The organism is Oribacterium sp., from assembly GCF_057249185.1.
Genome location: NZ_DBHIGR010000001.1, coordinates 19371 through 39924 on the forward strand (window position 1 = coordinate 19371; position 20554 = coordinate 39924).

17 protein-coding genes are annotated in these 20554 nt (G+C 43.8%); 13 read left to right on the forward strand and 4 right to left on the reverse strand.

From position 1 onward, the window contains the following. The first annotated feature begins 54 nt into the window (after positions 1-54). The 3 genes from ACO4PX_RS00085 (at position 55) to ACO4PX_RS00095 (ending at position 4030) form a co-directional block, all read left to right on the forward strand. Positions 55-927, forward strand: a complete 873-nt coding sequence (locus ACO4PX_RS00085) for a ParB/RepB/Spo0J family partition protein (RefSeq protein WP_448975021.1) — start codon at positions 55-57, stop codon at positions 925-927. Next, positions 928-1434 (forward strand): DUF4446 family protein, encoded by a 507-nt coding sequence (locus ACO4PX_RS00090; RefSeq protein WP_304069555.1) that lies wholly within the window; start codon positions 928-930, stop codon positions 1432-1434. 103 nt (positions 1435-1537) lie between these two features. Beyond that, positions 1538-4030: a hypothetical protein gene (locus ACO4PX_RS00095; protein ID WP_485570804.1), complete on the forward strand. Its 2493-nt coding sequence runs from the start codon at positions 1538-1540 to the stop codon at positions 4028-4030. A gap of 734 nt (positions 4031-4764) precedes the next feature. On the opposite strand, the gene rsmA is transcribed toward ACO4PX_RS00095, so the two are convergent. Beyond that, entirely contained in the window at positions 4765-5664 is a 900-nt protein-coding gene (gene rsmA / locus ACO4PX_RS00100) for a 16S rRNA (adenine(1518)-N(6)/adenine(1519)-N(6))-dimethyltransferase RsmA (protein ID WP_485570806.1), read from the reverse strand. 114 nt (positions 5665-5778) lie between these two features. Here rsmA and ACO4PX_RS00105 point away from each other — a divergent pair, with 114 nt between their 5' ends. The 7 genes from ACO4PX_RS00105 (at position 5779) to ACO4PX_RS00135 (ending at position 12434) form a co-directional block, all read left to right on the forward strand. After that, the gene (locus ACO4PX_RS00105) at positions 5779-6300 is read left to right on the forward strand and encodes an NUDIX domain-containing protein (protein ID WP_485570808.1); all 522 of its coding nucleotides are present in this window, start codon (positions 5779-5781) and stop codon (positions 6298-6300) included. Positions 6301-6453: 153 nt separating this feature from the next. Then, positions 6454-6726 carry an AbrB/MazE/SpoVT family DNA-binding domain-containing protein gene (locus ACO4PX_RS00110; RefSeq protein WP_242650912.1) on the forward strand — a complete coding sequence of 91 codons (273 nt, stop codon included), beginning with the start codon at positions 6454-6456 and terminating at the stop codon, positions 6724-6726. Then, positions 6726-7130: a putative toxin-antitoxin system toxin component, PIN family gene (locus ACO4PX_RS00115; RefSeq protein ID WP_485570810.1), complete on the forward strand. Its 405-nt coding sequence runs from the start codon at positions 6726-6728 to the stop codon at positions 7128-7130. Before ACO4PX_RS00110 ends, ACO4PX_RS00115 begins: the two co-directional genes overlap by 1 nt. Positions 7131-7302: 172 nt before the next feature. Next, positions 7303-8304: a rod shape-determining protein MreB gene (gene mreB / locus ACO4PX_RS00120; RefSeq protein WP_485535090.1), complete on the forward strand. Its 1002-nt coding sequence runs from the start codon at positions 7303-7305 to the stop codon at positions 8302-8304. Then, a complete protein-coding gene (recD2, locus tag ACO4PX_RS00125; RefSeq protein ID WP_485570812.1) occupies positions 8288-10567 on the forward strand; it encodes an SF1B family DNA helicase RecD2 in 2280 nt (759 codons plus the stop codon). Before mreB ends, recD2 begins: the two co-directional genes overlap by 17 nt. A gap of 91 nt (positions 10568-10658) precedes the next feature. Continuing rightward, positions 10659-11561, forward strand: coding sequence for a helix-turn-helix domain-containing protein (locus ACO4PX_RS00130; RefSeq protein ID WP_485570814.1), 903 nt, complete (start codon positions 10659-10661; stop codon positions 11559-11561). Between the two features lie 147 nt (positions 11562-11708). Further along, positions 11709-12434: a ComF family protein gene (locus tag ACO4PX_RS00135; RefSeq protein ID WP_455023765.1), complete on the forward strand. Its 726-nt coding sequence runs from the start codon at positions 11709-11711 to the stop codon at positions 12432-12434. A gap of 397 nt (positions 12435-12831) precedes the next feature. Here ACO4PX_RS00135 and ACO4PX_RS00140 read toward each other — a convergent pair whose 3' ends face one another. Further along, complete coding sequence (locus tag ACO4PX_RS00140; RefSeq protein ID WP_485570816.1) at positions 12832-13752, reverse strand: LysR substrate-binding domain-containing protein; 921 nt, start codon at positions 13750-13752, stop codon at positions 12832-12834. A gap of 368 nt (positions 13753-14120) precedes the next feature. On the opposite strand from ACO4PX_RS00140, the gene malQ reads away from it, so the two are divergent. Continuing rightward, entirely contained in the window at positions 14121-15632 is a 1512-nt protein-coding gene (gene malQ / locus ACO4PX_RS00145; protein ID WP_455022796.1) for a 4-alpha-glucanotransferase, read from the forward strand. Here the strand turns inward: malQ and ACO4PX_RS00150 are convergent. Then, the gene (locus tag ACO4PX_RS00150) at positions 15589-16308 is read right to left on the reverse strand and encodes a YggS family pyridoxal phosphate-dependent enzyme (protein WP_455022795.1); all 720 of its coding nucleotides are present in this window, start codon (positions 16306-16308) and stop codon (positions 15589-15591) included. The genes malQ and ACO4PX_RS00150 overlap by 44 nt on opposite strands. 145 nt (positions 16309-16453) lie before the next feature. Continuing rightward, entirely contained in the window at positions 16454-17323 is an 870-nt protein-coding gene (locus ACO4PX_RS00155; protein ID WP_455022794.1) for a nitroreductase family protein, read from the reverse strand. Positions 17324-17737: 414 nt separating this feature from the next. Between ACO4PX_RS00155 and ACO4PX_RS00160 the strand changes: the two genes are divergently transcribed. Both ACO4PX_RS00160 and ACO4PX_RS00165 read left to right on the forward strand, forming a co-directional pair. Beyond that, the gene (locus tag ACO4PX_RS00160) at positions 17738-18283 is read left to right on the forward strand and encodes an HD domain-containing protein (protein ID WP_315271589.1); all 546 of its coding nucleotides are present in this window, start codon (positions 17738-17740) and stop codon (positions 18281-18283) included. Positions 18284-18587: 304 nt separating this feature from the next. Beyond that, positions 18588-20321, forward strand: coding sequence for a sulfatase-like hydrolase/transferase (locus ACO4PX_RS00165; RefSeq protein ID WP_485570819.1), 1734 nt, complete (start codon positions 18588-18590; stop codon positions 20319-20321). Positions 20322-20554: the final 233 nt, after the last annotated feature.

Below are 20554 nucleotides of genomic sequence, written 5' to 3' on the forward strand. Positions count from 1 at the left end.
GATTCTGGAGAAGGACAAAGCTTACTAAAAGTTTAGAGAAAGGAAGAGAAGGACATGGCAAAGCATGGTTTGGGAAGAGGGGTGGATACCCTTTTTGCCGGAAAGAAGGATGGAAGGGAGAAGAAAGAGGAGCAGGCAATGGTGAAGCTTTCTTTGATTCAGGCCAATCCAAAGCAGCCCAGAAAACAATTTTCCCAAGAAGAGTTGGAGGAACTTTCTCAGAGCATTAAGCAATTTGGTGTTTTACAACCCTTACTGGTAAAAAAGGAAGGCCCTCTCTATGAAATTATTGCCGGAGAAAGAAGATTTCGGGCGGCAAAGATGGCCGGTCTTACGGAAATACCCGTCTTGATTCGGGACTATGATGAAAAGCTCAGTAAGGAAGTCGCTATCATTGAGAATATCCAAAGAGAAGACTTAAATGCGGTGGAGGAAGCCATGGCTTACCAAAGCCTGCTGACGGAATATCATTTGAGTCAGGAGGAGCTGGCGGAAAGGGTGGCAAAGAAGCGTTCCACCATTGCCAACAGTCTTCGACTTTTAAAGCTTGAGGAAGAGATTTTAGAATATCTCCGTCAAAACCTTTTGTCCGAGGGACATGCCAGAGCCCTGCTTTCAGTGGAAAATACAGAGAAAAGACTTTCTCTTGCCAAGGAATGTGTAGAGAAAAAATGGAGTGTCCGGGAAATGGAAAGACGGGCCAAGGAAGAAAAAGCTCCGACGGAAAAGCAGGACAAGCCCAAGAAACTAAGCTCTCAGTGGAAAACCATTGTTCACGGCTTGGAAGAGAAGATGAAAGAGCATTTGGGAACAAAGGTGAAAATTACCGCCAAGAACGAGGATAAGGGTAAGGTGGAAATCGAATATTACTCCAAGGAGGACTTGGATAGGATCACCCGGATTTTAGAGGGAAGGGGAGAAGAATAAATGGAAGTATTGCTACAACATGGTAAATTGGTCTTCGTACTGGTTTCCACATTGATTTCGCTCATTTCTCTCTTTTTCGCTCTGAAGGCGGAGGCCAAGTATAAAAAGCTTTATCGCCAGTATGATTATTTCATGCGGGGGAAGGATGCGGAAACTCTGGAGGATTATTTTATCGAGCTGCAGAGGCATGTGGAAAAGCTGGAAGACCTGGAAGAAGAACAGCGGGAAATGCTTAAGATTTTACATAAGAATATCAGACGTTCCTTCCAAAAATGGGGTATAGTCCGCTATAATGCCTATGGCGGCATGGGAGGAAATCTCTCCTTTGCCCTAGCGATTTTGAATTATGACAACAGCGGCTTTATCTTTAACTCTGTCCATGCCAAAGAAGGAGGCTTCCTCTATATCAAAGAGGTGGAGGAAGGCAGCACTTCCGTGGAGCTTGGAGCGGAGGAAAAGCTGGCTCTGGAAGAGGCCTTAGGCTATAGGAAGAAGCCCCAGACTTAGGAAAGATTCAGAGGTAGGAAAAAGCCCCGGACTTAGGAAAGATTCAGAGATAGAAAAAAGCCTTAGGGCATAGGAAGACCGGATTAGGAAGAAGGGTTAAACTTTGTTAAAACGACTAGGCGAAAGTAAACAGAAGTTTTGGAATAAAAGAAGAAGTAGGGCTTTGGTATTGGGCGGCATTTTTTTTGTCGCTCTGCTTTTTTATTTTTTCCATTCTTATCGTTCCATGGATCAAAACAATAGAATTTATGCCAACATGGGAAAAAGCAAATTACCGGTGCTTCATGTGCTTTCCTCCGGAAAAGAAATCAATCCTCTCTATGGCTATTTGCAGGAAATGGATGATGCCTTTGTACGGGACAGCTTAACCTTACTTCCGGAAAACAGGCAGTGTGAATTGATTTTGGAGGAGGGAAAGTCTGCCCCCAAGTCTGTGCATTATGATATTCGTTCCCTGGATGGGACGGAGCTTTTGGAAAAGGACCAGGAAGGAAGCTTGCAGGAGGAAGGGGGAAGGGTTCACATTATCCTTCCTATCCAAAACCTGATGAAGGAGGGAAAGGAGTACCTTCTTCGTCTTCGACTGGACCTGGGAGAAAGCAGTGTCTATTACTATACCCGCGTTTTACTGGGGAAGGAGGACATGGGACAGGAAGTCCTGAGCCTTGCGGAGGATTTTACCAGAAAGAGCTTTTCCAAGTCGGAGGCCAAGAGCCTTAGCACTTATCTGGAAAGTGACGATACCATGGATAACAGTTCTCTTGCCCATGTGAATCTGCATTCCTCCTTCCAGCAGATAACCTGGGGAGACAGCGGCATGGAAATGGACGGGGAGCCGGAGATTCGTTTGAAGGAGCTGGACGGCACCATGGCATTAGTGCAAATCCAGTATGCCTCCAGAGCCACGGATCAGGACGGCAATGTGCACCGTTTCTTCAATGAAGATAACTATGTAATGCGTTATGATCCTCAAAGAATTTTCCTGATGGACTTTGACCGAAGAACCAAGGAGCTTTTTGACGGACAGAATTATCGTTACAAGGATAAGAAGATTTTACTGGGTGTGGGGGAAAAGAGCGATATTGAGGCCCTGCAATCCGCTACCAAAAATTTCTATGCCTTTACCGATAAGAACACCCTTTACCGTGCCGACGGGGAGGGAAAGGGCAATATGAATCGGATTTTCTCCTATTCCGAGGGGGAGAAGTCTGTGGAGAAGGAAAGCTTTACTCACGGCATTCATATTTTGAGTGTGGACACCAACGGGGATGTGGATTTCCTGGTATACGGCTATATTCGAAGAGGCCGGCACGAGGGCTATACCGGCATTGTCTTTTACACCTATGACAATTCGGAAAATACGGTGGTGGAGAATTTCTTCCTGCCCCTGAAGGCCAGCAAGGAAAAACTGGAGGAAAACATTCAAAATCTTTCCTACTATGCGGACAATCGGATGTTCTACATTTTTTTTGCCGGCAGTATCTATGGGGTGGACACCAACAGCTTCGAGGTCATTACGCTGGCTACCGGACTTTCGGAAAATGATTTTGCCTCCAGCAGCAGTAAACAGTTTATTGCTTATGGGGAAAAGAACAACGACGGAGAACTGCACAGGGAAATTGCCTTTCGAAATCTCCACGGAGATAAGAATTTAAGTATTTCCGAAGACGGAAAACGACTGAAGGTAATCGGCTTCCTGGGGGAGGATTTCCTCTATGGCTTACAGGATAGCGACAAGGATCAGATTTGGAATCCCCAAGGGGAGGTGCCTGTTTCAGAGATTCGCATTGTGGGGGAGGATATGAAAACCAAGCTCTCCTATAAAAAGGATGGTCTGTACTTTGCAAATTTCAGCTTGGAAGGGAACCAGCTTCGTTTTGATGAATATCAATATCAGGACGGAGAGTACCAGTATGTGGGGAAGGACAGCCTGCTTTCCAACAAAGAAATCAAGGATGAAAGAAAGATAGCTTTGGAATCCAAGGCTCTGGGAAATATTGGAAAATTACAGTATCTTCCGATGGTAGGAAAGGCGGTTAGCCAGTTTAGTCTGCATTACCCGGAAAAGTTCTCTATTGAAAAGGCAGGCTCTATTGAGCTTCCGGGAGATACCAAGGAAGAGAATATACTTTTCTCCGCCTATAGCCTGGGGCATTATCAGGGAGAGTTCTCCACCATGGAGGCGGCCTATAAGAAGATTTATGACCAGTTCGGTTATGTGGTGGATCAGAAGGAACGAATCGTTTGGAATAGAACGGATCGTCCCAATACCGCTAACCTAAAAATTCAGGAAGAGGAAATCAGCAATTTCGTTTCTCAGATTCCGGAGCTTCGAAGAGCTATGGACTATGATAACGGAGTGCTTCTGAACCTCTATGGTATGGATCTGCACGCGGCGCTCTACTATGTGGGCAAGGGCTATCCTCTGATGATTCGCATGGAGGATCAATGGGAGTTAATCAGCGGCTATAACAATAGCTTTATTACGGTATATACCCTAGGAGGAAGCAGCATACCCAGAAACATCAGTAGAGAAGAAGCCATCGCCAGATATGAGAAGGTACATAATGCCTTTTACGGGTATTTGAAGAAGTAGATGCAAAAGGGTTGTAAAAATCAAAATAGTCAAGCTTTCGTATATGCATTAATAGGTCTAAAATCGGGGCATGCTCTCGCTAACTTCGCCATCGCAGGGGTACTAAGCGAAAAACAGCATTACATTTGTTTTTCGCAAGTACCCGCGGGCTCAGATTACCCCGGTTTCAGACCTATTATGCATATACGCTGTTCTTTTGTTTTACAACCCCTTTTATATCTCTTTGCGAAAAACTATTTTGAATGGGTAGGATGAAAAAAGGAGCTGTAAAATCAAAATAGTAAAGAATTTTCGGCAATATAGGTCTGAATATGGGGTAGTCTGAGCCTGATACTTGCGAAAGGCCGGCGAAGTGAAGGACTGTAAAATCAATAATTGAATCGAATGATACAGTGTGGGGCTATAATAGCTCGCCGGTACATGTAGCAAGTCTTTGAAAATAAGAACTGTAGAAATTCAAAGCCAAAGCGACGGAAGCTGTATGGATATGAAAGAGGGTAATCTGAGCCCGTCGGTACTTGCGAAAAACACAGGTACTGTGTTTTTCGCTTAGTATCCGCTACGTGGCGAGGTTAGCGAGAGCGTGCCCGATTTCATATCCATACAGCTTCGAAGCGTAGCCTTTTATCATTCTACAGTCCTGCACTGCGAAGGCGAAGTTAGCGGGAGCGTGCCCCGGTTTTAGACCTATTAATGCATATATAGCTTATTTAGTTCACTTATACCCCTTTTACTTACTCGCAAAACCTGCAAAACACGGACTTTTGTTTTTCCCTCCACTCCGGATCCAGGTTATCACTGATTTCCGCAAACTCATCCAAGCTAAGGGTCTCTCCTCTTACATTTTCCGGATAGGAAAGGGCGGAGAGTACGCTTTTAATTACTTCCTTATCCAGGGAAAGACCGGCGGACAGGGCGTTCACCAAAGTCTTCCGTCTTTGCATAAAGGAAGCCTTAATAGTCTTAAAGAGATACTCCGGATTCTCACATTCGACAGGGGATTCCTTGTAAATGGAGAGATGAATCACCATGGAGCTTACCTTTGGACGGGGAATAAAGCAGTGGGGGGGAACTTTCTGCACAATCTCCGGCTTACTGTAGTATTGCACCGCAAGGGATAAAGCGCCGTAGTCCTTGGTACCGGGGCCGGCCTGCATTCTCTCCGCAACCTCCTTTTGTACCATGACGGTAATGGAGCTGAGGGGAAGCTTCTTTTCCAGTAAGGAGAGTAAAATGGGGGTGGTAATATAGTAGGGAAGATTTGCCACAACCTTGACAGAGGAAAAGCTTGGGTACTCCTTTAGGAGCTCCGTAAAGTCCACCTTCAAAACATCCTGATGCAGAAGGCGGAAATTTTCCTTAGCCGCAAGATTCTCCTCTAAAATAGGAATCAGTTTATCATCAATTTCAATGGCAATCACCTGTCCGGCATGCTCGCAAAGGGCTTCTGTTAAGGTGCCGATTCCGGGACCGATCTCAATCACCAAATCCTCTTTCTGAATCTTGGCATAAGAAATAATATGATCCAATACGGATGCATCAATTAAAAAATTTTGACCGAATTGCTTCTTGAACTGGAAGTTCGTCCTTTGCAATACCGCAATGGTCTCTTTGGAATCTACAAGCTTTGCCATCTTTATACCCCCTAATTTTTCTGTGTAAAATCTTGCCATATTTTCTCTTGGAAAGCAAGAAGAGGAAATTGACTAATGCCTTTATTTATACTATCTTTTGTAACGAATAGGAGGGTGCTAAAATTGTATTTAGAACTACAGGATAAGGAATTTCCCTTTGCATATATAGACCATGACAGAGAGATTGCCCGGGGCATCATTTTTGATGAAGAGAAGAATTTCTATTTTGTGAGAATTCATAGGGATGATTCTTTCGGAAAAGCCACCTTGATTGAAACTTCCGGTGGCGGAGTGGAAAAGGGAGAAAGCTTAGAGACGGCTATCAAAAGAGAGCTAAAGGAAGAGCTGGGTGCCGAGGTGGAAATCCTCCAAGAAATTGGGATAGTCAGTGATTATTACAACCATGTTCATCGGCACAACATTAACCATTATTTTTTGTGTAAAGTCCGCTCCTTTGGGGAAAAGAATTTGATGCCCTATGAAATCCGAGACTTTCACATGGAAACCTTGAAGCTAAGCTATGAAGAAGCCATAAAGGAATATGAAAAATGCAGTAATACAAAACTAGGGAGGCTGATTGCGCAAAGGGAAGTTCCGGTTTTGGAAGCGGTAAAGAAAATGCTTTTAATCAATTAGACTTTTTAAAATTGTAAAACATTTGCCAAACAGAAAATAAGTAATATAATAGAAAGTAGGGATTTCCCTACTTTCTATTATATTGAAAGAAGAAGTATAAAAAAGCATATTTAGATTTAGAACTATATTTATGAATTAATGGGGGTGCTTTGGATGATGAATCAAACATTTATTGATAATGCAAAGGTTATGGCAAAAGGACAAGTAACAATTCCAAAGGATATTAGAGAAATTTTAGGGGTTTCTTGCGGTGATAGAATTACATTTGTTGTGGAAAATGGAAGCGTAAGACTTATTAATTCTGCAGTTTATGCTATGCAGATACTCCAGGCTCAAATGGAAGGAGAAGCTGAAAATACTGATTTATCTACAGATGAGGCTATTATGGATCTTGTAAAAGATGTTCGTGCAGAAAGTGTAGAATAATGAAAATTCTTATTGATACAAATATATTGATATCTGCTGCGTTAAGTAGCAAGGGAGTTCCCTATCAAGCATTTGTAAAAGCAGTTAGTTATCCTAATCATGGACTACTTTGTGAACAAAACATTGACGAAATGCGTCGTATTTTTAATAGAAAATTTCCTCATAAAATCCAGGCGTTAGAGGGTTTCCTATCTCTAGCATTATTAACGTTGGAGGTTGTATCAATTCCTATTAAGGAAAATGAGCTGGAATCCCAGATACGAGATGTGAATGACCGACCAATACTTAGAGCGGCTATTCATGCAGGAGCGGATATATTATTGACAGGTGATAAAGATTTTCTGGAATCCGGGATTTTAAATCCTAAGATTATGACGGCGGCAGAATTTGTAAAGGAAATATAGTGAATAGTGAGAAAATGGAAAAGTATAGTTTTGTGTTAGTCCTATAAAAAGAAAAATAGTGAGATAGAAACTTCAAAAATATTAAAAAAATATCTCCCTTAGACTACTTTCCCTTTCTTTTTCAATCCGTTATACTATAAAAGATATATTGTGGCTATTTATGGAGGAATTTATGTTTTCCTTGATTTCAAATGATATCGGAATCGACTTGGGAACATCCAGTATTCTGATTTATATAAAGGGTAGAGGGGTTGTACTGAAAGAGCCCTCTGTCATTGCTGTGAATAAAGAAAATGATGAAGTGGTAGCCTTTGGTGAGGATGCCCGTCTTATGCTGGGAAGAACTCCGGACAATATTTCCGCTGTCCGTCCTCTTCGTCAGGGCGTGATTTCCAATTACACCAGAACCGAGCAGATGCTGAAGTACTTTATCAATAAGGCAGTAGGAAGAAGAACCCTGAGAAAGCCCAGAATCTGCGTTTGCATTCCCAGCGGAGCAACAGAGGTGGAGAAGAAGGCGGTGCAGGATGCGGCCAGTCATGCAGGAGCCAGAGAGGTAAGCATTATCGAGGAGCCGGTGGCAGCAGCAATCGGTGCAGGGATCGACATTTACAAGCCTCAGGGAAATATGATTATCGATATCGGTGGAGGAACCTCCGATATTGCGGTGATTGCGCTAGGTGGCCCGGTGGTTTCCGAGTCCATCAAGGTGGCCGGAGATGATTTTGATGAAGCCATTCTTCGCTATATGAGAAAGAAGCATAACCTCCTTATCGGAGAAAGAACCGCGGAGGAAATGAAGGTGAATATCGGCTGTGCCAGCAAGAGACCGGAAAATGTGACCATGGAGGTTCGTGGACGAAATCTGGTTACGGCTCTGCCAAAGACGGTAGTGGTAAGCTCTGATGAGCTTTTGGATGCTCTCTTAGAGCCGGCCAGCATGATTGTGAATGCGGTACATCACGTCCTGGAAAGAACTCCGCCGGAGCTTGCGGCGGATATCTATGAGCGGGGAATCGTTATGACCGGAGGAGGAGCTCTGCTTTACGGTTTAGACAAGCTGATGCAGGAAAAGACAGGAATCACCACCATGCTGGCAGAGGATCCTCTTACAGCGGTGGCTATCGGAACAGGAAAGTCCATTGATTTAAGTAACGATGATGATGACTTCTAGTCTGGAAGAAATAGAAGGAAATGTATCCCATATCGTTTTTCGCAGCGAGGAAACGGGATACACCGTGTGTAGTATTACGGATAAGGGAGAAGAGTTCACTTTGGTGGGAAGCTTCTCCCATATTTCTGTGTCGGAAAAAATAAAGGCAAAGGGACGCTGGAAGGAACATCCGGTATACGGCAAGCAGTTCAGCGTAGAGGAGTATCAGCTGGAGGTTCCGGACAGTCTTTTTGGCATTGAACAATATTTGGCTTCCGGGGCCATTAAGGGAATCGGGAAGGCCATTGCCGCCCGAATCGTGAAAAAATTTAAGGAAGACAGCCTACGGATTATGGAGGAGGAGCCGGAGCGCCTTGCGGAAATTCACGGCATTTCCATGCAAAAGGCCATGGATATTGCTACGAACCTTTCCGGCCAGCGGGAGCAGCAGGACATTTTCCTCCTTTTACAGGGCTATGGCATCAGCCTAAATCTCTCCTATAAGATTTATCAGCATTTTCAAGGGGAAACCCTGCAGGTTTTACAGGAAAATCCCTACCGTATTGCGGAGGAGCTGGAGGGAGTAGGCTTTAAGAAATGTGATGAGCTGGCCAAAAGGGTGGGGGTGGAGAAAGAATCCCCCTTCCGTATGCGGGCCGGCATCAACTATACCCTCTTACAGGGAGAGTGGCATGGACATTGCTACCTTCCTTTTTCGATTTTAAAAAGAGAGGCGGAGCGAATTTTGGAGATGCCTCTGGAAGACTTGGAAGAGCAGCTTTTGGAGCTGCAACTGCAAGGAAAGGTGAAGGTCAAGGGGGAAAATGTCTACCGGGCCAGTACCTATTATCGGGAAATGCGGGTGGCCTCCCGCCTTTTACAGTTAAATGTGGAAGAGGAAGAGGCCCATGTGGATTCCTGGGAAAAGGCCATAGATACGCTTTTGGACAGGGAAAAGATTACCTTGGATCCTCTCCAAAGAAAGGCGGTAAGTCTTGCGGCTTCCTCCGGGGTTTTGGTGATTACCGGAGGGCCGGGAACGGGAAAGACCACCACCATTAAAACGATTTTGCAGCTCTTTACCGGACAGGGAAAGAGCATTGCTTTGGCGGCTCCCACCGGAAGAGCGGCGAAACGAATGGGAGAAGCCACGGACTACCCGGCAAAAACCCTGCACCGGCTTTTGGAATACATGGGCCGGGAGGATCAGGAGCAGGAGGACAGGGATTTTTCCCTGTTCCAAAGAAATGAAGAAAACCCTCTGGAATATGATGTGCTGATTGTGGATGAAATGAGTATGGTGGATCTGTACTTAATGGATGCCCTGCTTCGTGCTATTCCTGTGGGTTGTCGTTTGATTTTGGTGGGGGATAGTGAACAGCTTCCCTCCGTAGGGGCGGGAAATGTGCTGAAGGACATTATTGCCTCTCAGTGCATGAAAACCATTTCCCTGAAGAAGATTTTCCGGCAGGCCATGGAGTCGGATATTGTGGTAAATGCCCATAAAATAAACCAGGGCATTGAACCGGATTTGGGAAAGAAATCCAGGGACTTTTTCTTTATTCGGGGGCAGGAGCCGAAGCAGATTCTGGAAAATATCGCCATTTTAATGAAGGAGAAGCTGCCCAAATATCTTTCCACCGACCCTCTTTCCATTCAGGTGATGTCCCCCCAGAAAAAGGGACTTTTGGGAGTGGAAAATCTGAATCGTTTTTTGCAGGAACGCTTGAACCCTCCCGGAAAGAACAAGCCGGAGTATGAGGGAAGCGGCAGCATTTTCCGACTGGGGGACAAGGTCATGCAGATTAAAAATGACTACCAGTTGGCCTGGGAAATTCCCGGAAACTTTAACCTGCCTATAGAAAGCGGAGAAGGGGTTTTTAACGGGGATATCGGAAAGATTACGGAAATCAATGCCTACCAAAAGACGGTGACGGTTTTCTTTGAGGAAAGAAAGGTGGTTTATAGCTTTCAGGATTTGGAAAATCTGGAGCTGGCCTATGCCATTACCATCCATAAATCCCAGGGTTCGGAATATCCGGCGGTACTGCTTCCCATGTATCCGGGACCGAAAATGCTGATGACCAGAAATATTCTTTATACCGCCATTACCAGAGCCAAGTCTTGTGTCTGCCTTTTGGGGCATCCCAAAGTCTTTCTGGAAATGCTTCATAACGAGCAGGAGCTAAAACGCTACTCCGGTTTGGCTCAGCAATTACAGGACATCGGGGAAAGTTTTTCCGCTTCTTTTTCAATGGATAGCGGAAATCCATTTGCGGAATAGGATGTCATTCTACTTTCGAGGGCTGTGATTTCTCTTTCCTATAAGTTATTATCCCATAAGCTACTATCACATCATAGGAAAGGGGGACTGTATGGATCTTGTTAAAATCGGAAAGTATATTGCGGGAAAAAGAAAGAATCTGGGAATGACGCAAAAGCAGCTTGCCGAGAAAATAGGTATGAGTGATAAGTCTGTTTCCAAGTGGGAGCGAGGTGTTTGCCTTCCGGATGTATCGCTTTATTTTGACCTTTGTTCCCTTTTAGGCATTAGTGTTAATGAGTTTTTAGCCGGCGAAGATATTATCCATGAGAATCTCGAAAAGAAATCGGAAGAAAATATCATCAGTGTTGTTACAGACAGTAAGCGCAAACAAAAAAGCTTGAAGTATATCATTTGTGCATTGCTGATTCTTTCCATACTTACAACTGCGGTAATTGCTACTTCCCTATATCGTGCCTACAAGCCGATGAACTTTATTACACCGATGGCCGAGGATAGTGTAGAAATGCAGACGGTGAATCTGATTGCCGGGCCGGATGGAGCAAATGCTTATCAATTTACGACCACTGATAAGTTTGCTCGACTCAAGATTTATTATTCAGAATATCATCAGGGAAAACTGCTAAACAAAGAACCGATAGAGATTGGCTTTAAGGATATGGATTCCCCGAAAAATGGAGGCATTATCATCGTTCCGGATTATGATCATGCAGTAGTAAAGCTGGTTGTTTGGACAGATGAGGAAGCTAAGGCTTCTATAGACTTGCCTCTTATGGAAGGGGTAGAGGGAAGAGAATATTACGGCAGCTCACAAACTCGAATAGAGGGAAAACCGGAAATCCTTTATGATATGGAAGAAGTATTTCTGGCATGGGTATATGATAAGGATGAGATAAAGATTCCGAATCTTCATGACTTGCTCTTAGGAAAAACCGATGCCTTCTCTGAGAATGAATATATTTATCTTTTCTCTTATGAGTTTTGCAAAAAATAAGGGATTTGCATACAGTGAAGCAGAAAGTATTGGTATTGACCCGGAAATAAGAGTATTAGTCCGGGAGGATTGTTTTTAGCTCGGAAGTATTGGAATACTTCGGTAAAGGATTATCATGAAATCGGAAGATAGAGGATAGGAGGGAATATGGGAAAAAAGGAAGACTGGAAAGAAGCAATCATCAATGCCCTCTTTCCTCCTCGCTGCATCCTTTGTGATGAGTTGACGGAAAGCGGAAAAGAAGAAATCTGTCCTGCCTGCAAGGCTTACGAGAAAATCATGGAGGAGCCGGTCTGTAAAAAATGCGGACGAGGGATTCTTTTGGATACGGAGGAGTACTGCGGAAACTGTAAAAGACACCGTTTTTCCTTTTCTACCGGTATGATGCTGTATGAATTAACAGAGGAAGTAGAGGATGCTTTAGTGCTTTTGAAGTATAAAGGCAGAAAAGATAAAGGTGTCTTTTTCGGAAAGAAAGCCGGAGAAGTTTTTCGGAAAAATATAGAAGAACTGGGGATTCAGGCCATTATTCCTGTGCCGGTGCACCCAAACAGAAGAAGGGAAAGGGGTTATAATCAGGCAGAGGTCATAGGAGAAAGTTTGGCAAAGGTCTGCGGCATCCCCCTGGTTTCAGAGTACTTACAGAGAGTCAAGAAAACCAAAGCCTTAAAGGACTGTAGCCCGGAGGAACGTTTATTAAATCTCTTGGAGGCTATTCACTGTGAAGCATTACCCTTCGACCTAAAACGGGTTCTTTTGGTGGACGATATCTTTACCACAGGAGCCACCATGGAAGCCTGTAGCAGAAAACTCCTAGAAGCCGGAGCGGAGGAAGTACATATCCTTTCCATTGCCGGAAGAGTAGAGCGATAGTCAAGGGGCAGTAAAAATCAGAAGAGTAGATAAGGCTTATGCAGTATAGGTCTAAAATTAGGGTGATTTGAGCTCATCATTACTTGCGAAAACCTGCGAAGTGAAGGACTGTAGAACTCAATAAGCTGAAGCGACAGATGCAGTATAGGTATGAAAGAGAGCAATCTGAGCCCGCCGGTACTTACTGAAAGCGAGCAAAGCGAAGCTTGAAGTTAGTACCGCTGCGAAGGCGAGGTTAGCGAGAGCGTGCCCCGAATACAGCCCTATACTGTATCTGAGCATGTCTTAAATGAATACAGTCCTTCCCTCCGCAGGGGCGAGGTTAGCGAGAGCATGCCCCGAATACAGACCTATATGGCATAAGCTTCATCGATACTCTGATTTTTTACATCCCCTTTTAGAAGGATTCCTCAGAAAAGGAAGCCCAATATTCCTCCGCTAAGGAAATCAGCTCCACCAGCGCCTTTGTTAAGGGCTTATCTTTTCGATATACTGCCACTGCATTCATTTTCGGCTGTGTCTTACAGGGAATCAGGCGAATGCTATCCGGCACATGGGCACGGTTGTTACTGCTGATAAAGGAGCAGTAGTCCGAAGATTCCACCAGAGCCATCTGGTAATGGATTCCTTCCACATCCATAGGCACATAGGGGTCAATGCCTGCATCCTCAAAGGCCATTTCCGCAACGGATCGTTCTGTAGAATCCTTGGGTGCCAGCACAAAGGGAAGCTCGGAAAGCTTAGCCAAATCAATTTCAGTAATTTCGCCCTCTTCTTCCAAAACCTCTAACAAAGGATGATTTTTGGCAATGGCTAAAAGCAGTTCGACCTTTCCCAGTAGCTTATATTCCATACGATAGTTTTGCTTGTCTCCCATTAAGATAATGCCTAAATCTATGGTGCCGTTTTTCACCAATTCCTGTGCTTTTAAGCCTTTCATAGAGGTAAATTGCAATTTTACATTGGGATGGCTTTCGTGGAATTTCTGGAAAATGTAGCACATCATATAGTCTCCTTGAAGTCCTGAGGCTCCGATGGCGATTTCCTCATTATGAAGCTGGCTAAGCTCTGCAATCTTGGCATAGCAGTCCTTCTTCATATTCATCATTTTCCGGGCGGTTTCCACATAGATTCTGCCCGCCTCCGTGACACTACATTCATTTCCCTTACGGACAAAGAGCTTTGTGCCCAGCTCTCGCTCCAGATTTAAAAGCTGTAAATTCAAAGCCGGCTGGGAGATAAAAAGTCGTTCTGCCGCCCTGCTGATATTTTTTTCCTCTGCAATTCTTAGGATATGTTCTATTTTCTTTAAGTCCATGCTGTCTGTATTACTCCTTTGTTTTAGAGGGATTTCCTTTAAATTAATGTCCTCAAAATTGATTTGAGAAGCTTTTTCCACTTTACACTTTTTGAAAATCCCCTATGCAGTCTTGTAAAGGTATATCGGCGAAAAAGAAAAGCCTATCAATAGTGAAAAAGAAAAGCCTATCAATCTCATTTTATTTGACAGATTCCTTAGTTCCATGTAAAGTGAAAAAAATTTAAATGCAATTTTGTTTTGTTACAGGGGAAACTAGCAGAGAAAACAAACTTAGCTTTTTAGATATATACTGTATAATAACGCCGAAATAAAATAGAGCATTTATTACTGCAAAGCATTAAGTCCTTTGAAAGGAGAAAAAATAAATGAAAAACAGAGAAGCAGGGGTATTACTTCCCTTATTTTCCTTACCGGGAGAAGAGGGAATCGGAACAATGGGAAAGGAAGCCAGAGCGTTTATAGACTTTTTGGCGGAGACGGGAAATCGGGTTTGGCAGATTCTTCCCATGGGGCCAACAGGCTATGGGGACTCCCCCTACCAGTCCTTTTCCGCCTTTGCGGGAAATCCGTACTTTATTGATTTGGAAACGCTGAAAGAGGAAGGTCTGTTGGAAGAGACGGATCTGGAAAAGGAACGCTTTAAGGAATCCAAAGAGAAGATTTCCTACGGATTATTATATGAGCTAAAGCACAAAATCCTCCGAAAGGCCTATGAAAACTGGCTTTCCAAGGGGGGAAATCTTTCTGAGCTTTTGGCGGGAAGAACTAAGGAAAATTTTGATTACTGCCTTTTTATGGCTTTAAAGGACTTTTTTAACGGCATCCCCTGGCTTTCCTTTGAGAAGCCCTATCGAGATAAGGATCAGGCTACCATTGAGAAGTTTTTGGAGGAGCATAAGCAGGAGGTAGGCTATTATGCCTTTTTACAAATGCAGTATGACAAGCAGTGGCAGGCTCTTTTAGCCTATGCCCATGAGAAGGATATCTTGATTTTTGGAGATATTCCCATTTACTGCGCCATGGACAGCGCGGATGCTTGGGGAAATCGAGCTTTGTTCCAGTTTGATGAAACAGGATATCCTTCCTCCGTGGCAGGTGTTCCGCCCGATGCCTTTTCCGAGACCGGACAGCTCTGGGGAAATCCTTTGTATGACTGGGAGAAGCATAAGGCGGAAGGCTATGCCTGGTGGTGTAAGCGGATGGAATATTGCTTGAATCAATTTGACCTGCTGCGAGTAGATCATTTCCGTGGCTTCGAGTCCTATTATGCGGTGGAGTACGGTGCGGAAACCGCTATGGTGGGAGAGTGGAGAGAAGGACCGGGCTTCGGTCTTTTTCAGGCGATTCAGAAGCATTTTCAGAAGGAAGAACTGCCGATTATTGCAGAAGACCTGGGGGTAATCACCAAGGAAGTGGAAGAGTTGATTGCAAAAACCGGTTTCCCCGGCATGAAGATTTTGCAGTTCGCATTTTCCGACTTTGAAAATGTCTACCTGCCCCATATGTTAAAGGATAGTAATTCCGTGTATTACACCGGAACTCACGATAATGATACTTTGAGAAACTGGTTTGAAACCCTGTCAGATTGGGAGAGGGGCAATGTATACCATTACCTTTCCCGCTCCCAAAATGACTGGAATGCAATGACAGAGCTTTTGATTAAGACTGCCCTTTCCAGCATTTCCTATTTATGCATAATTCCTGCAGGAGACTATCTGGAATGCGGGGCAGAGGGAAGAATCAATGCGCCGGGAACTGCGGAAGGAAACTGGCAGTGGCGTCTTCCGGAAAATGCTTTTAACGAAGAAAAGAAGGCTGTGATTTCAAACTTGCTTAGGACTTATGGACGTTTCCATAGTCCCGCGCCCCAAAAATAAAGGAGCCGACACGAACCATGGTAGCCCCTTCTTCGACGGCTACTTCATAATCTCCGCTCATCCCCATGGAGAGTTCCTTAAGGGGAAGGGCGGGGAATTTTTTTTGCATATTCGTTAAGAGATTTTTTAATGCCCGAAAATGTACCCGGTTTTCCTCCGGATTCTCTGTAATGGGGGCAACGGTCATAAATCCACAGAGTTTAAGATGGGGGAGGTCTTTACATTCCTCCAAAGCCTGTTCCACCTCTTCCAAGAAGAAGCCGGACTTACTTTCTTCCTTAGCTACATTGACTTCTAATAAAACGGAGGCAATTTCCTCTTTTTTCGCGTATTCCTTTTCCACCTCTAAAGCCAAGGGAAGGGAGTCAATGGAATGAATCATCTTTACTCTGCCGGGAAGATATTTTACCTTATTCTTCTGAAGAGAACCAATCATATGGAAAGAGGGGGCATCCTTTAGTAAGAGGCTATCCTCCTGCAGGAGAGCAAATTTATCCCGGATTTCCTGTACCTTGTTCTCTCCGAAATCCCGAATACCAAAGCTATAGGCTTCCTGAATAGCTTCGTAGGGCTTGGTTTTGGAGACGCCGATAAGAAGAACCTCCTCCGGCTTTCTTCCGGACCTTTCACAGGCCTTACGAATATTTTCCCGAACAATCTGAATCTCTTTTTCCATAGGAACTTCCTTTCTACTAAAGTCATATATACAGATAGCTCTATTATAGAAGCATTTTGCAGAAAGGACTATAGATAAAGCGAAGTTAAATTGCGACTCGTAACCCTATTGCAATCCAAGCGCAGCGCTTTCAAGTCTGCACGATTTAGAACAAGCGGTATGTTCCCACCACGAAATATTCCTCCGGAACCTTCCACTCAGGCTTCTTCTCCACGGTGCCTACGGTCCAGCTATCCGGCTTATGGAAATGTGCGGTCAGAACGGTATGGAAGTAGAACATTACAATACCATCATTTAAGTACCGGTCTTCCTTGGTGATATGCTTAACTTCCCGATCCAGAAGATAGAGCATATTGTCTTCTATTAAGAAGCGATAGGTCTGGCGATTCAATGCGGCCGGCGCAAGACTTGAGGCATAAAAGGCCTTTTCCCAGTTCGGATCCATGGCATCCTCGGCAAAATCACAGCTCTGTCCGAAAACAGACTGGGAAACCAGTTCATCCATGGCAATCTTAGGAGCAATATGTCCCTTGATCTTCTCCATGTGCACATCGGATCTGGACTTAATATCGATACGATTGCTGTCCTTCTCCGGATTACCATGTCCAAAGCTAATGCAGGTGGTAACGGTAAGGGGAGAATTAATATTCAAAGCGGTTTTTACCGCCTTTGCTTCGTTAATCGTTAAAAAGCAGGTATTTAACTTCAGTTCTGTAAGCTTCAACTCCAACTGTGCAGCCAGATAGCCTGCATGGATGTATCCTTCTTCGCTGTCCTCTCCTAAAAGTAAGATATAGTTAGGGGCAAAAAAAGCATTTCCCATATAGCCTACGATGCCTTCCAAACGAGGACCGGCTTCCTTTCCCAGTAGAAGAATCTCTGTCTTCTGCTCCGGAATAAGGGGGGACAGCTCCTTCATATACTGCCGTACCTGCTCCAGTAACTTTTCATCTACCTTCTTATCCTTATAGCTACGGATGGAACTCCGCTCCTTAATCAGCTCTCTCCACTTCATAATATACCCTCTCTTTCTCCTGAATCAGTGAATTTTTCTATACTATTCCTATAAAAATAGTAGAGTTTTTCTAAATAGACTGAAACTATTTTATCATAAGAACGGGAAAAGCTCTAAGAGAACTTTGCAATTCTACAGTTTTCTTTGTAGAAAGTCCTGACGGATATTTGTAGAAAATGGAGAGACGAAATATATTCTTTTTGTGGAAAGCGGAGTGAGGAAGGGAAGCCCTTTATGATATTTTGCAGAAAAGGGAGCAAAAAAGAAGCCTTATGCATTTTAGGTACCGCGCCGAAATATGGGTTGTACATTTCCTACTCTTTTTTTAAAATTCTCGAAAGAGTATTGCAGTAGCATGGGGGAAAGAGTATAGTAATAACGTTTCTTAATTTTAAATAGATAGAAAGGGAACAGATGGATTTAAAGAAAGAACAGCTTGAATTTATTAAGCAGTTTAAAGAAATTACGGAAAATAAGGAATATTGTAAGTTGAAGGCGGTGCCCCGGCATGGAAGTACCAATACCTTCGACCATAGTGTTCGTGTGGCTTATATGGCATATCATTTGGCAAAAAGCTGGGGCATGGATGCGGACAGCGCGGCCAGAATCGGTTTCCTTCATGATTTTTGCATGATTGACTATCATAAGGATGACGGTACCACCCACAATGGACGTTGGTACTGCTTCTATCATCCGGAGGATGCGGTGGAGAACTCCGAAGCACAGAATTTTGCTTTAACGGAGACAGAGAAGAGAGCTATTTTAACCCATATGTTCCCTCTTTCTACCCGTATTCCCAACAGCAGGATAGCCTATTTGTTGACCTTATCCGACAAGACCGTAGCCCTGCAGGAGTCTTGGCAGAATGCGGTAGATGCCTTTGCCAGATTCAGAGAGATGCTGCATCTTTCTCCCAAGAAGGCACCGGTTTATGTCCGGAACAGAGAGGATGAAGAATAATATTTTTCGGAGATTTTTCTCTTACTGTAAAAATGGAGCGACTTTCGATTTTCGAGGTCGTTCTATTTTTTTCGACTTTTTGCTTATAGCTTATTTTCGACTTTTTCCCTATGGCTCCCTTTTTGATTTGCGGCTTTATGGCTATACCCTTGTGCTAAAGAGGGAAAAGTTGTATTTTTATTCCTGGACAAAAGCTTTTATACGCGTAGAAGAACATACTCTCTTCCGGTGCTTTTTCTATCGCCGGAAGAATATAATACAGCAGGAAGATTTTTCTCTTCATGCATAAGAAGGTGAATATTTCATGGAACAAAATGAGAACAACAAAAAATCAATAGGGAAAATGCTCCTTCCCTATCTTTTATTTTTTATGCTGGGATTATGCTGCCTGTTTCGCCTGGCCTATCTTTTTTTGGTCAGCAACTGGGAAGAGCTTACGGTAGATGAAATTCTATTTCATGTTTTCGCCCCTATGGGGGGAGCCAACGGACATCTGGTACAGCTTTTTATTACCACAGCCTTGGCGCCGGCCATTCTTTTATGGCTATCCCTCTCTATGTTTTATTATTTTATCTACCAAAAGAAAAAGAAGCCTACAGAGAATGGGGAAGCTATTGCGCTATCTAAGGATGAAACTATTGCTTCTTCTGAAAAAGAACTTGCTTTAACTAAGTTTCAAAAGGCTATTACTCCAAAAATTCGATTTTTCCTTCCCAAAATCAAGAAGGCCTTCCTGCCTCTTTGCGGCTTTGTTAGCATTTTCCTTGTGGCAGTGACTATCGCGGAAGCTTGGGACGGGATATCTCTTGGTTCCTTTTTAAGCTCCCAGTTTCAATCCTCCAAGTTTATTGAAGAGCATTATGTGGATCCGAAAAATGTGGACTTGAAATTTCCGGAGAAGAAAAGAAATTTAATCTATATTTACATGGAATCCACGGAGCTTACCTTTATGGACAAGGAGCATGGAGGAGATTTTCCTGAAAATCTTCTGCCCGAGCTGATGGCTTTGGGCGAAGAGGGAGAGGACTTTGCCGGAGAGGGAGAAAAAAGGAATGGGGGCATTGCTCTTCCCGGAGCTACCTGGACCATGGGAGCGATTTTCGGAGAGAGCACCGGTCTTCCTTTGAAAATATCTATTGAGCAAAATTCCATGGATAGCCAAAAGCATTTTTTCCCTTCTGTAACAGCTCTGGGCGATATTCTGGAAGAGGAAGGCTACAATCAAAAATTCCTCTTAGGCTCTGTAGGCTTTTTTGGCGGAAGAGAGCTTTTCATGGAAGATCACGGAAACGTAGCCGTGGAGGATTTTTCCTATTGGAAGAGAAAAGGCAAATTCCCCAGAAACTATTGGGTGAACTGGGGCTTTGAGGATGAGAAGCTTTTTCTTTACGCGAAGGAAGAATTGGAAAATCTGGGGAAGGCGGAACAACCCTTTAATCTGACCTTGCTTACAGTGGATACTCATTTTCCGGACGGTTATGTGTGCAGACTTTGCGAAAGAAAGCACCCGAAAAATCAGTATGCGGATGTTTACCAATGTACATCCCGGCAGGTATCCAACTTTGTTCACTGGGTACAGCAGCAGCCTTTTTATGAAAATACAACCATAGTCATTTCCGGGGATCACCCCACCATGGACCACGATTTTTGTAATGATGTGGAAAAAAGCTATCAAAGAAAGGTTTTCACCACCTATCTCAATGCCGTTCCCACCGTGGAAGAAAAGAAATATCGGGAATACAGTACCTTTGACGACTTCCCAACCACTTTGGCAGCCATGGGGGTAGAAATTCCGGGAGATAAGCTGGGACTGGGCAGAAATTTATTTTCCAAAACCCCAACCCTTATAGAAGAATACGGATTAAAGCATGTAAAAAAAGAACTTGAAAAACGCTCCGACTTTATGATTTCTCTGGGACAGATAGATAAAGAATCCGCCTTTATTCAGAAAGAAGAAAAGAAGAAGGAAAAAGAGGAGAAGAAAAAGAAGGAGGAGGAGGAGCAAAGCAAAAAAATAAAAGAAACGCAGAAGAAGTGATGAAGGGTAAGCTTTATCCGAAATCGCTTTCGCGCAGTATAGCTTGTAACAGGGGCACGCTCCCGCTAACCTCGCCTCGCAGGGGTTCTAAGCTTTTAAAAAACAAAAGCCAAGAACCCGCGGGCTCAGATTGCCCCTTATTACAAGCTATACTGCGCGAAAGCTAATGGATACTCGCCTTGCTAATATCACTTCTTTCGTGTTTCTTTTAAAGTTTATGCTTAGCGTGTAGG